Here is an 11,817-nt window from a genome sequence, read left to right as displayed (position 1 = left end):
AGATATTCCCGCTTCGCGGCAAACGTCTTTGACGGTACGTCCAGCTTCAACAGACTTCAAAACAGCGATGATCTGGTGTTCGGTAAATCGGGCTTTACGCATGGCGATCTCCTCAACGGGACATAATCAGTATGTCAGAAGATCTCTAAAAGTGAATGGTTCGGTTTACCGGGATACTTACAAGGCTACTTTAGCCTTGAATCGGGGAAATAACATATTACTGCTCAAAAAACACCATTCATCAAACAAGAACGCTTTATGATTCACGACTATCTGCAATAAAAATTACTATTAAAACTCAACTAAGGAGATAAGCATGCCATTAATTCCAAATGTCAATAATCGCTATTCTTTACTGACTCACTCGGTTACCGAAACTAACCACGCAGATAAAAAAACTGATAACAATCTTATAAAGCAACTCTTTAATATAAAAACATCAACTGATAAAAACATATCTATATCCAATAAAGAGGGGAATATGGAAATAAACATACTCTACCCCAAGAAAAAATTTGGCATACCGCTACTCTTTTCAATATCAAAACAAAAAAAGATAACCATCTCCTCAGAAAGATTTAAAGGCGTCATGCTAACACCATCAAAAGACCCAAATAACAAAATGGGGATCAATATAAATCTCATCACCGATCAACCTTCCGGTTGACTCCATTACCCTATTAAATAACGCCCCCCAATAAAGCGTATTTATTTTGCGGATGGCGCCATGACTCAACGCTGATTGATATCTACAACAGAGCCGATGGCGCCAGCATCTCAAGTACTCGACTAACTTGAAAACTGCCGAAACAACACTTTACCACTTAATAGCCCCAGCCAGCCACCGCACAGCGACAGCAGCAAGGCGACGCTGAGTGGCAGTGCACCCCACATCACCACATTAGGCTCCCAAGGGAAATCAAACACTTTGCGTTGCAACAACCATAGCGCCACTTCCGCACCAATCGCGGCCGCTACCCCCGACATCAATCCCAGTGCAGCAAACTCACACCACAGGGTGCCACGCAGCAAGCGACGTCCGACCCCCAGTGTGCGATACACCATCAACTCCTGACGCCGCTGACGCATGCCGACCTGAATTTGCGCCAGCAGCAGCAACATGCCGCAGAACAAGACCAGCACCACCATCACTTCCAGCGCGCGACTCACCTGCTGCAATATCTGACCAATCTGACGCAGCATCGTGCCCACATCCAGCACGCTGACCGTGGGGAATTGACGATTAAGCTGCACGATAAGCTTGTCATCACCGTCGTGGCGGAAACTGGTCAGCAGCGATTGTGGCTGCGTATCCAGCACGCCGGGTGGGAAGATAAAGAAAAAATTCGGGCGCAGACTCTCCAAGTCCACGCGCCGGAAGCTGGTCACCGTGGCGCTAAAAGGCTGTGTATCGCCAGTGAAGGTCAGGGTATCGCCGAGCTTGATCCCCATCTCCTGCGCCTCATTCGCTTCCATCGAGACTTCCCCTGCTTTCGGTGCTTGCCCAGCCATCAACACGTTATGATCCGGCAAACCCTCCATCCACGTCAGGTTCAGTTCGCGGTTAACGGTATTGGCACCCGGATCGTTTTCGTGAATACGCTCGGTCGCGATCTGACCGTTGATAGCCGTCAAGCACGCACGAATAATCGGATAAAACGCTTCCGATTTCACCGCGTGCTGCTCAAGGAACGTTTTCAGTGGTGCTGCCTGAGGTGGCGCGATATTCAGCAAAAAAAAGTTGGGGCTTTCCGGCGGCAACTGACGCTGCCAGCGCTCCAACAGATCACCGCACATCACCAGCAGCAACGCCAACAACATAAACGACAGAGAAAACGCCGCCAGTTAGCTCAGAGTGGACCACGGCTGGCGCAACAGGCGATTAAGCGCCAGACACAGCGGCAGATGCTTGACCGTCAGGCGCCGCAACAGCAACAGCCCGCCCCAGCCGACAATGCCCAGTAACATCGCCAGCACGGCTGTACCGGCAAGCAACGCCCACAGCAACATGCCGCCGCCAGAAAGTAGCGCCAAGCCGGCCACCACAATCAGCACTACGGCGGGCAGATAGTAACGCAACAGCCAGACGTTCGCCGTGATATCCTGGCGCAGCACCCGCAGCGGCTGGGTTGCCAACAGCAGGCGGTAAGGACGTAGCCCCACCAGCAGCGACATCACCACCAGCGATCCCGATGCCCATACCCACGGCCATAGCCCCGCCGCAGGCAACGCGGTGGGCAGCACCGGTGCTAACAAACGTGTGAGTATCGCTTCAAAACCCAACCCCACCAGGCTGCCGCACACGCCAGCCAATGCCAGTACCGACACCCATTGCCCGACAATCAAACGCCGCAGCGCGCGTTTGTCCGCGCTCAGCGTTTTGAGTACCGCCACCAAATCATAGCGGCTGCGGCAATAGTGCCCCATGGCAACGGCCACCGCCGCAACGGATAACAACAGCGCCGACAGCAGTAAAAATTGCTGCGAACGTTGCAGGGATTTACTTAATGCCCCGTCGCTGTCTTCCATGCCATACCAGCGCTGATCCGGTTTCAGCAACGGTTTGATAAAATCGCTGAACAGTGCGATACGCGCTTCATCACCAGCAAACATATAGCGCCAGGTAATGCGCCCGTCCGGCTGTATCGCCCCGGTTTTTTCCACATCAGCACTGCTCATCAACACGCGCGGGGCGGTATCAAACGGATTAAACCCTTCGTCCGGTTCCTGAATCAGTTCCCCGGCTATACGCAGCGTGGTATCGCCGACATCGAGGTTATCCCCGACCTTCAATCCCAGTAATGCCAGCAGTCGCGGAGCCACCAATACCGAGCCTGGAACCGGGTGTAGCCCTTCCGGGCGAGTCAAGAGTTGGCCATAGAGCGGATAGCGATCGTCGGCCGCCTTGACGCGTACCAACTGGGCCTGTTCGCCCGCATAGGTCATGGTCATGAACGACACCTGCCGACTGACCGTCAAACCTTGTTGCTGTGCCGTTTGCAACCAATCTTCATCCACCGGACGCGCAGCGCGCAGCACGCGATCGCCCGCCAGAAAATCACGGCTCTGCTGGCTTAGCCCTTTCTCCATGCGATCGCTGATATTGCCCAACGCCAGCACGCACGCCACCGCCAGCGTTAACGCCAGCCACACGATCAGCAGCGACGGGGATCGCCACTCCCGCCAAAACCAGCGCCAGATCATGCCACCTCCTGCAATTTGCCGTCCAGCAGACGCAAACGTCGTTCGCAGCGTGCCGCTAACTGCTCATCGTGGGTAACCAGGATCAGCGTGGTGGCGTAATCACGATTAAGCGAAAACAGCAGATCCACGATAAGCTCACCGGTTTTGCGATCCAGATTGCCGGTCGGTTCATCCGCAAACAGCACTCTGGGCCGTCCACTAAAGGCGCGCGCGATAGCGACACTCTGCTGCTCACCGCCGGATAGCTGAGCGGGCAAATGGTGCAAGCGCTCGCTCAATCCCAACTGACGCAGCAACTGTTCTGCCTGCGCACGGCTTTGTGCATCGCTTTCACCGCGTAGCAGTGCAGGCAACTGCACATTCTCCAGCGCATTCAGCGTCGGCACTAACATAAACACCTGAAACACGAACCCGACATCACGGGCACGCAGCGCAGCGCGCCCATCTTCATCCAGGGCACCCAACGATTCGCCGAGCAGTTTGACATCACCTTCACTGCCGTCATCCAGCCCAGCGAGTATTCCCAGCAGCGTCGATTTTCCCGAACCGGATTCACCGATCAGCGCAATCGACTGCGCGGGTTTGACAACCAGCTCAACTCCGGTGAGGATGGAAAGCCGATGTTCACCCTGACCGACGTGCTTACTTAAATGATGAACTTCCAGAATATTTTCCGCCGACGCGGTGGCTGCCGAAGAAACTCCATTCAAAGACATATTTGCATCCTTTTGCTGCTGGGATTACTCAGCGCCCGCGCCTTTGCGGCGGAAACACTCCTGGTATTGGGAGACAGCCTGAGCGCGGGCTATCGCATGCCCGCGGCTTCCGCCTGGACCGCCCTGCTCAATGAGCAATGGCAAAAAGCGGGCCCTGACGGCATAACAATCGTCAACGCCAGCATCAGCGGCGATACCGCGTCACAATGGCTGGCGCGTTTACCGGCGCTGCTGCAACAACATCAGCCACGCTGGGTGCTGATCGAAATGGGCGGCAATGATGGCCTGCGCGGCTTTCCACCACCGACCATCGAACAGGACCTGACGACTATCATCAATCAGGTGAAAACGGCTAACGCTCAGCCCTTACTGATGCAAATCCGCCTGCCTGCCAACTATGGTCGGCGCTATACCACTACGTTCAGCGCCATTTACCCGCGACTGGCGCAGCAATTTTCCATCCCGCTGGTGCCGTTCTTTATGGAACAGGTTTATCTTAAGCCGGAATGGATGCAAGACGATGGTATCCATCCCACGCGCGAAGCGCAGCCGTTCATTGCCGACTGGATGGCAAAACAGCTTAAACCGTTAGTGAACCTGTGACCACTTATTTGCGTCTCATTGCTAGTTAACCATGACTTTTGAAAAATAGGGCTTTTTACTTAGGTAAAGTTATGCAAAAAACGGTTTTGATTACCGGTTGCTCCAGCGGTATTGGCTTGATTGCGGCATTGGACTTACGCCAGCGCGGCTATCGGGTGCTGGCCGCCTGCCGCCGCGCCGAGGATGTGCAGCGCATGAACACGCTGGGACTTGAAGGGATCGCACTAGATTTAGACGATCCCGACAGCGTGGATGCAGCTGCCGAGCAGGTTATCGCGCTGACCGGCAATCGACTGTACGGGCTGTTTAATAACGCAGGCTACGGCGTTTATGGCCCGCTGAACACCATCTCGCGTCAGCAACTCGAACAGCAGTTTGCCAGCAACCTGTTTGGCACACACCAACTGACGCAGCGCTTACTGCTCGCCATGCTGCCGCACGGTGAAGGACGCATTATCCAGACCAGTTCCGTGATGGGATTTGTCGCAACGCCGGGACGTGGTGCCTACGCAGCCAGCAAATATGCACTGGAAGCCTGGTCGGACACGCTGCGCATGGAACTGCACGGCAGCGGGTTGCTGGTCAGCCTGATAGAACCCGGCCCCATCGCCACGCGCTTTACCGATAATGTATCGCAAATGCAGGCGGAAGCGCCCGTCACTAACCCCGGAATCGCCCGGCGTTTTACCCTGCCACCCGAAGCGATACTTCCTAAATTGCGCCATGCGCTGGAAAGCCCGCGCCCCAAACTGCGCTACCCGGTAACGCTGGTGGCACATGCGCTTACCGTACTGCGCCGCCTGTTACCCGCCCGCTGGCTGGATGGGATATTGCGCACCCGTTCTTGATTAACGACATACACTATTGACCCATAGCCATCACGATTCCGCCGACAACACGGCGGAACGATGAACGTTACAACTGCTTGAAATGGCGTTATTCGCCCCCATTTATCCCTGGAACGGATGAGAGAGACTGCCATGCTAGACCCTAATGCCAACACCGCCCATTACGCGAGCGTGATGGATGTTAACGAGACCAACCTGCACCAGTTGTTGGAACAATCCATGCAACTGCCGGTGCTGTTTTATTTCTGGTCAGAACGCAGTCAACACTGCCAGGCGCTCACGCCAGTGCTGCACAAACTGGCACAGGAATATGCCGGTCAGTTTATTCTGGCGCAGGTAGATTGTGATGCCGAGCAGCGCGTTGCGGCGCAGTTTGGTCTGCACTCCATTCCGACGGTTTATCTGTTTAAAGACGGCCAGCCGCTGGACGATTTCCAGGGGCCACAGCCAGAAGAGGCGATCCGCGAACTGCTGCAACGGGTGTTGCCGCGTGAAGAAGAGCTGAAAGTGGCAGAAGCGCAGCAGCGTATTCAGGAAGGCGATCTCCTGGCAGCGCAGCGATATCGGCCTGATGCTGGCCGAAGTGCAGATTCAGTTGAACCGCAGCGACGATGCGCAAGCGGTACTGGACACCATCCCGTAGCAGGATCAGGACACGCGTTATCACAGTCTGGTGGCACAGATTGAATTACTCAAGCAAGCCGCCGACACGCCAGAAATCCAGCAGTTACAGCAACAGCTTGCTGCCGAGCCCAACAACGCGGAACTGGCAGTGAAACTGGCGTTACAGTTGCATCAGGTGGGACTAACGAAGAAGCGCTGGAAAGACTGATGGTGATGCTGAAAAAGGATCTGGCTGCCGCCGACGGCAACGCCCGTAAAACCATGATGGATATTCTGGCCGCGTTGGGGACTGGCGATGCGCTTGCATCGCGCTACAGACGCCAACTTTACGCGCTATTATATTAACCCTCTGTCTGTTATGCGCTTTTAAGGTTTTGATCTCCCGCGTCCAATGATGCTGAGCAATAAGGGGACGCCAGGATGAGCGGCAAGGATGCGGCGAAAGCGCCTGCCGTGCCGGGAGCACGTCAGGCGCGGTCCGTCCGGCGACCCCGTTTGCGAAGGTATCGTGCAGCGGCATCATTGCGCAAAAAGCGCGGGGTCGAGGGGTGTGGGCGACTGCACACCCCTCGTCGGGCGCGTGCTACGCAAGTAGCAGAGAACCACTGCGTTCTTCGCGCACGAAAACATGCGCGTTACTCACATAAATCGCTTTTGCACACTGGGGTGCTTACCCCAGCGTTTCCACCACCGTGATCCAGCCATGCCCACCGTACGGTGACCAACCGTTCAGCCAGCGGCGCAGCATGTTCATCGCCAGCATGGCAACCACCTCCTGATGGGTTTGCAGGCTATAGCGCGTCACATTAAGAGAAATCGCCTGAGCAAAGGTGCCCTGCGGAGTGTGCAATGCAAGGGACAAACGATCGTCCTGACGATCGCTTACCACCAGCGCCAGTGAAGACTGATGCTCGTCAGCAAGGCGGTTTGCCACCTCTGCCAGCACAGTCAGCGTGGCAAATGGCGTCTGCGACCACAGCGCCCCACCGCTAAGCGGTACTTGTGCGGCATTCAGTTGCCAATGGAGCAGACCAGCGGTAAATGATTCCCCGACGGCCAGCGTCAAACCCTTCTCAGTCAAACGCTGCGCCAACTGGGCCGGTAAACCTTGCGTTCCTTCGAACAAAGCGTTTTCACCCGCCACTGCGCGTACCGTCTCCCATGCGGATTCCATCGCCGCTCGCTGCGACGCCGGACCGATCAGTTTGAGTTCAATGATCGGCATGGAGGAACGATAGCCCAGCACCACCCCTTCCGGCAGCGGCAGGCTGTCGAGCTGGTTTGCCAAATCGCTCTCTGAGCGGCCGAAGGTGGTCAAGCGCAGACACAGCGGTGCAGATGTCACAGAAAAACGCTCGCGCAGACGCGGCACAATCTGCTCATCCACCATCCGTTTAAATTCGGATGGTACGCCGGGCGTAAAGAACATCAGGCAACGGTTCAGCGTTAACATAAACCCGCACGCTGTTCCTATCGGGTTATCCACCACCTCGGCACTGGCCGGAATCTGCGCCTGTTTACGGTTGCTCGGTGCCATTACACGCCCGCGCTCAGTGAAAAACGCCTCCATACGAGCAATCCACTCGGGGTGTTCTACCAGCCCTTCGCCCGCCGCGGTTGCGGCCGCCAACGCGCTCAGATCGTCACTGGTGGGCCCCAGGCCGCCGTTTACAATCAGCACATCGGCAATATGGCTACGTTGCGTCAGCGCCGCCACCAGTTCTTCCAGCTTGTCACCGACCGTCATTCGGCTGGTCATCGGGATGCCTTGCTCAAACAGGTAATCCGCCAACCAGGCCGCATTAGTATCCAGAATCTGTCCGTGGAGCACTTCGTCTCCGGTACACAACATCTCCACCCTCAGCATGTGCTACTCCTGTGTTTTTCTTTCACTGTAAAAACTCCCTCACAGAAAGACAATCACCGCGCTCACCGCCGCCCACTTTTTGTGAAAGCGCCTAAATCGTAACGTCAACTTTACAGCCGTCGTAACGGTGTTTTGACATACATTACGGAATACTCTAGTCTGCGCTGCCATAAGAAAAAGAGATAGCATCACACTCAGGAGAAAGGGTGAAAAATCGTACATTTGGCAGCATATTTATCGTCGCGGGCACCACCATTGGCGCGGGTATGCTCGCCATGCCGTTGGCAACCTCCGGCGTGGGTTTCAGCATCACCTTCGCTATCTTGTTGAGCTTGTGGTTGCTGATGTGCTACAGCGCGTTATTACTGGTCGAAGTCTATCAATATCAGCCATCCCATACCGGTTTGGGCACGCTGGCAAAAATTTACCTGGGCCAGTGGGGCCAATGGCTCACGGGCTTCAGCATGCTGTTTTTGATGTATGCCCTCACAGCCGCCTATATCAGTGGCGCTGGCGAACTGCTGGCAAGCAGCCTGCACCAGTGGAGTGGCTACGCGCTCCCATCATCGGCGGGTATTCTGCTGTTTACCCTGATAGCAGGCAGCGTGGTGTGCATAGGTACCACGTCGGTCGATTTCTTTAACCGTCTGCTGTTTAGCGGAAAATTGCTGATGCTGCTGGTCATGCTGGGGATAATGATTCCACACGTCGAAAAACAGAACCTGCTGACGCTTCCGCTGCAACAAGGGCTCACGCTCTCCGCACTGCCTGTCGTACTGACGTCATTCGGCTTCCACGGCAGCATTCCCAGCATTGTGCATTACATGGGGGGAGATAGCCGCAAGCTGCGCCGTATCTTTATCATCGGCAGCGCCATACCGCTGTTTGTGTATCTGTTCTGGCAACTGGCAACGCTTGGCGCGCTGAGTGGCAACACCTTCACAGCGATCCTGGCGGAGCAAGCCGGTTTAAATGGGCTGATGCAAGCGATCCGAACGTTGGTTGCCTCCCCTCACGTAGAAGTTGCGGTCCACCTTTTCGCCTATCTGGCGCTGGCGACCTCCTTCCTTGGCGTGGCACTTGGTTTGTTTGACTATCTTGCCGATTTGTTAAAACGCAAGAATACGGCGCGTGGACGACTACAAACGGGTGCACTGACGTTTATGCCGCCGCTGATTTTTGCGCTGTTCTATCCGCAAGGATTTGTCATGGCGCTGGGTTATGCCGCCATTGCACTCGCGGTGCTGGCGTTGTTAATTCCGGCGCTGCTCAGTTGGCGCGTGCGGCAACAGCACCAGGTGGGTGCATCGACGCCGGGCGGTACACCGGCACTACTGCTGGTGTTTTTATGCGGTATCGGCATTATTGCCATACAGTGCGCCATGGCGAGTGGCTGGCTGCCGACGGTGGGCTGATCGCCTATTCCATCAGGGCTAACTAACGCCCAACAAAAATGGGTGTCGCTCTGCGAACACCCATTTTTTATGACGCTACGCGTTGGCTTAGAAATTAAAGCCTGCGCCCAGGTAGAACGTATCGGCCACTTTGTTATCAGAGCGCCCGCTTTCGCCACCGATATTGATATAACGGTAGCCAAGATCCAGATTAAGCGGACGTAACACCTGCCAGCGCACGCCACCTTTTGCTTCTACATAGTGATCGATATGGCTGGAGAACGCGTCCGGCGCATAATACCCTTCACCATACAGAGAGAAATAGCAGTTGATCGGGAACTGCAACCCACCGCCCAGCGCCACACCATAACCGTAGGTCGCGTGTTGCTGGTTCAAATAGAGCGCTTTGCCGCCCACAGTCAGTGATGCCGCACCCAGCGGCAGCGTATAGCCCAAGCCGAAACCGTACACGTCATTATTGTCTTTACCATGACCGTAACTGACGTTAGCGCCGAGACCAGGAACGCCCAGACCAAAGCCCGCGCTCGCGCCCGCATAGTCATCGCCCGCTTCCCCGGAAAGGCTGATAGCCTGAGCTGTCGCTGTTGCCAGCAGCAGGCTGCCTGCCAGGGCAATCGCAATCTTTTTCATTGTGTTTATCCTTAAATCGATCATTAAACGCTACCAAGACATCGCATCTGAAGGATTTTACCTGAATCAATCCCGGTGACCAGCAACAAATTGCATTAATATCATCAACGAACGCGTAAAAAAGCTGCTTAATTCGCGCCATTGCGGTAGATTTTTTCCGCCCAGGTTTGCACCTGTACCCGCGCAATTTTGATGCCACCACCGTGTAATTCAGCCGGCAACGCGTAGTAGGCGACCGGACGTTGAAAGCCCGCCAACTGCGGCGTGAGCCAGTCGCGAATAGCAGCAAGCGACACCTCGGGGGAGACGTCGATTACGGCCACCGGACGCTGACCGAATTCGGCATCCGCCACCGGCACCACGCAAGCCTGTTGTACCTTCGGATGCGCCAGCAGCAGCGCTTCAATATTTTCCGGTTGGATACCTTCACCGCCGCTGAAAAACTGATTATCCAACCGCCCCAGCACGTGCCACTCATGGTGTTGGAACACGCCGCTGTCGCGCGTATGAAACCAGCCGTCACTGTCCGTGAGCGGCAACAACGCACCGTCCCGCCAGTACCCTGCGGCCATGCTGTCACCGCGCAGCAGAATCTCCCCGTCCTGCACGTGTATTTCTCGCGCCAGCAAAGGAAGGCCGACGCCAGCTTGGCCATCGGCCCGCTTGGCACAGACCGTAGAGGCCATTTCCGTCATACCATAACCGCACCAGCAGCGAATGCCTCGGGCCTCGGCCTGCTGAGTCAGTTCTAGCGGAATCGCCGCACCGCCGAGCAATACTGTTCTTAACGAATCAGGCAAGGAGCCTTGTGCCAATAAACGCCACAACTGCGTCGGCACCAGTGAGGCATACGAACAATCCTGCAACGCGTGCTCCAACGGTTGCGCACTGCGCAGCACCAGTCGCGCCCCCGCCGTCAACCAGCGCCAGACAATGCCCTGCCCGGATACGAGAAACAAGGGCAACGACAGCAGCCAACTGTCCTGCGCCGTAAAGGCCATCAGTTCAATCACGCCTTGCGCACTGGCAATATGGGCAGAGAAAGCGAGCGCCACCGCCTTCGGCAGCCCGCTTGAACCGGAGGTTAGCGTCAGTGTGGCAAGGCGTGAAGCCTGCCATTCAGGGGATTGTCGCTCTGACGGCGTCTCATCTGTATCGGCAAGCGCACAGCTTAGCCCGAACGCCACCGACGGTGGCAATCTGGCGTTATCCGGCACGTCTCCCGTTTGCCACTGTGCCAGCGCAGCACACAGGGCAGCCTGCGCTTGCGGCAACGTTTCCTGACTGAATTCCGGCAACGGGGCGACTTAGCCCCAGCTTTGGTGCGCGCCATCGCGCAGGTGCAGGATCAGCCCCTCGCGGGTTTTTAGGCGCTGATTGCACAACACCACGCCCGCGTCCATCGGAACGCTATAGCGATAAACCGACGCGCTACGCATTATGGATTACGCTTGAATTTGCCGAAGTCGGGCTGACGTTTCTCGTTGAAGGCGTTACGGCCTTCCTGCCCTTCCTCCGTCATGTAGAACAACATGGTCGCGTTGCCAGCCAGTTCCTGAAGCCCTGCCTGACCGTCGCAATCGGCATTGAGTGCCGCTTTAAGGCAGCGCAGCACCATCGGGCTGTTTTGCAACATTTCGCGACACCAGCGCACCGTTTCTTTCTCCAGGGAAGCCAACGGCACAACGGTGTTGACCAGTCCCATATCCAGCGCCTGAGCCGCATCGTATTGGCGGCACAGGAACCAGATTTCACGCGCTTTTTTCTGGCCCACGATGCGCGCCATATAAGAATCTATGGTCACCCCCGTTTTTGCAACACTGATTTTCGATTGATGTTGGGCTTACTTAAATCTATCCGGCGTCTTTATGGGCAAGGATGCCCGCGCCACGATGAGTTCCGCGCCTGAT

Annotated in this window: 9 protein-coding genes and 4 pseudogenes; 5 read left to right on the top strand and 8 right to left on the bottom strand. The window is 55.9% G+C overall.

The window, feature by feature from the left end:
• The coding region (locus CS369_RS04225) for a transposase (protein WP_139594303.1) at positions 1–102 on the bottom strand (102 nt) is incomplete at its 3' end.
• Between the two features lie 214 nt (positions 103–316).
• Between CS369_RS04225 and CS369_RS04220 the strand changes: the two genes are divergently transcribed.
• Positions 317–667 (top strand): hypothetical protein, encoded by a 351-nt coding sequence (locus tag CS369_RS04220; protein ID WP_196906128.1) that lies wholly within the window; start codon positions 317–319, stop codon positions 665–667.
• 122 nt (positions 668–789) lie between these two features.
• On the opposite strand, the pseudogene ybbP reads toward CS369_RS04220, so the two are convergent.
• Together ybbP and ybbA are read right to left on the bottom strand one after the other, a co-directional pair.
• Positions 790–3,204: pseudogene (gene ybbP, locus CS369_RS04215) on the bottom strand (putative ABC transporter permease subunit YbbP).
• Entirely contained in the window at positions 3,201–3,920 is a 720-nt protein-coding gene (gene ybbA, locus CS369_RS04210; RefSeq protein WP_196906127.1) for a putative ABC transporter ATP-binding protein YbbA, read from the bottom strand. The pseudogene ybbP and the gene ybbA overlap by 4 nt, the downstream one beginning before the upstream one ends.
• Here ybbA and tesA point away from each other — a divergent pair.
• The 3 genes and pseudogenes from tesA to CS369_RS04195 all read left to right on the top strand — a co-directional run bounded on the left by tesA (position 3,858) and on the right by CS369_RS04195 (position 6,340).
• Positions 3,858–4,523: a multifunctional acyl-CoA thioesterase I/protease I/lysophospholipase L1 gene (tesA, locus tag CS369_RS04205; protein WP_244664764.1), complete on the top strand. Its 666-nt coding sequence runs from the start codon at positions 3,858–3,860 to the stop codon at positions 4,521–4,523. The two genes, ybbA and tesA, sit on opposite strands and share 63 nt — an antisense overlap.
• A gap of 71 nt (positions 4,524–4,594) precedes the next feature.
• Complete coding sequence (locus CS369_RS04200) at positions 4,595–5,371, top strand: SDR family oxidoreductase (protein WP_196906125.1); 777 nt, start codon at positions 4,595–4,597, stop codon at positions 5,369–5,371.
• Between the two features lie 174 nt (positions 5,372–5,545).
• A pseudogene (locus tag CS369_RS04195) lies at positions 5,546–6,340 on the top strand (co-chaperone YbbN).
• A 325-nt stretch (positions 6,341–6,665) separates the two neighbouring features.
• On the opposite strand, the gene CS369_RS04190 reads toward CS369_RS04195, so the two are convergent.
• On the bottom strand, positions 6,666–7,862 hold the full coding sequence (locus CS369_RS04190) for a nicotinamide mononucleotide deamidase-related protein YfaY (RefSeq protein ID WP_196906124.1): 1,197 nt from the start codon (positions 7,860–7,862) through the stop codon (positions 6,666–6,668).
• Positions 7,863–8,068: 206 nt separating this feature from the next.
• Here CS369_RS04190 and tyrP point away from each other — a divergent pair, with 206 nt between their 5' ends.
• Positions 8,069–9,277 (top strand): tyrosine transporter TyrP, encoded by a 1,209-nt coding sequence (gene tyrP, locus CS369_RS04185; protein ID WP_196906123.1) that lies wholly within the window; start codon positions 8,069–8,071, stop codon positions 9,275–9,277.
• An 87-nt stretch (positions 9,278–9,364) separates the two neighbouring features.
• Here the strand turns inward: tyrP and CS369_RS04180 are convergent, their stop codons facing one another.
• From CS369_RS04180 to CS369_RS04165, 4 genes and pseudogenes are all read right to left on the bottom strand, one after another.
• Complete coding sequence (locus CS369_RS04180; RefSeq protein WP_196906122.1) at positions 9,365–9,907, bottom strand: YfaZ family outer membrane protein; 543 nt, start codon at positions 9,905–9,907, stop codon at positions 9,365–9,367.
• 128 nt (positions 9,908–10,035) lie between these two features.
• Positions 10,036–11,094 carry an o-succinylbenzoate--CoA ligase gene (menE, locus tag CS369_RS04175; RefSeq protein ID WP_374191029.1) on the bottom strand — a complete coding sequence of 353 codons (1,059 nt, stop codon included), beginning with the start codon at positions 11,092–11,094 and terminating at the stop codon, positions 10,036–10,038.
• Positions 11,077–11,346: pseudogene (locus tag CS369_RS25040) on the bottom strand (o-succinylbenzoate synthase); the annotation flags it as partial. The pseudogene CS369_RS25040 and the gene menE, both read right to left, overlap by 18 nt.
• Positions 11,346–11,699 (bottom strand): annotated as a pseudogene (locus CS369_RS04165) (enoyl-CoA hydratase-related protein); the annotation flags it as partial. The pseudogenes CS369_RS25040 and CS369_RS04165, both read right to left, overlap by 1 nt.
• Between the last annotated feature and the right edge of the window lie 118 nt (positions 11,700–11,817).

It is taken from the genome of Candidatus Symbiopectobacterium sp. 'North America' (genome assembly GCF_015762685.1).
In the GTDB taxonomy this organism is placed as follows: Bacteria; Pseudomonadota; Gammaproteobacteria; order Enterobacterales; family Enterobacteriaceae; genus Symbiopectobacterium.
This window is presented reverse-complemented; position numbering and strand designations above follow the sequence as displayed.

Bases quoted from the DNA above. Each gene is read 5' to 3' on its own strand.
- CS369_RS04220 (WP_196906128.1), top strand. From the start codon at position 317: ATGCCATTAATTCCAAATGTCAATAATCGCTATTCTTTACTGACTCAC.
- tesA (WP_244664764.1), top strand. From the start codon at position 3,858: ATGAACTTCCAGAATATTTTCCGCCGACGCGGTGGCTGCCGAAGAAAC.
- ybbA (WP_196906127.1), bottom strand. From the start codon at position 3,920: ATGTCTTTGAATGGAGTTTCTTCGGCAGCCACCGCGTCGGCGGAAAAT.
- CS369_RS04200 (WP_196906125.1), top strand. From the start codon at position 4,595: ATGCAAAAAACGGTTTTGATTACCGGTTGCTCCAGCGGTATTGGCTTG.
- CS369_RS04190 (WP_196906124.1), bottom strand. From the start codon at position 7,862: ATGCTGAGGGTGGAGATGTTGTGTACCGGAGACGAAGTGCTCCACGGA.
- CS369_RS04180 (WP_196906122.1), bottom strand. From the start codon at position 9,907: ATGAAAAAGATTGCGATTGCCCTGGCAGGCAGCCTGCTGCTGGCAACA.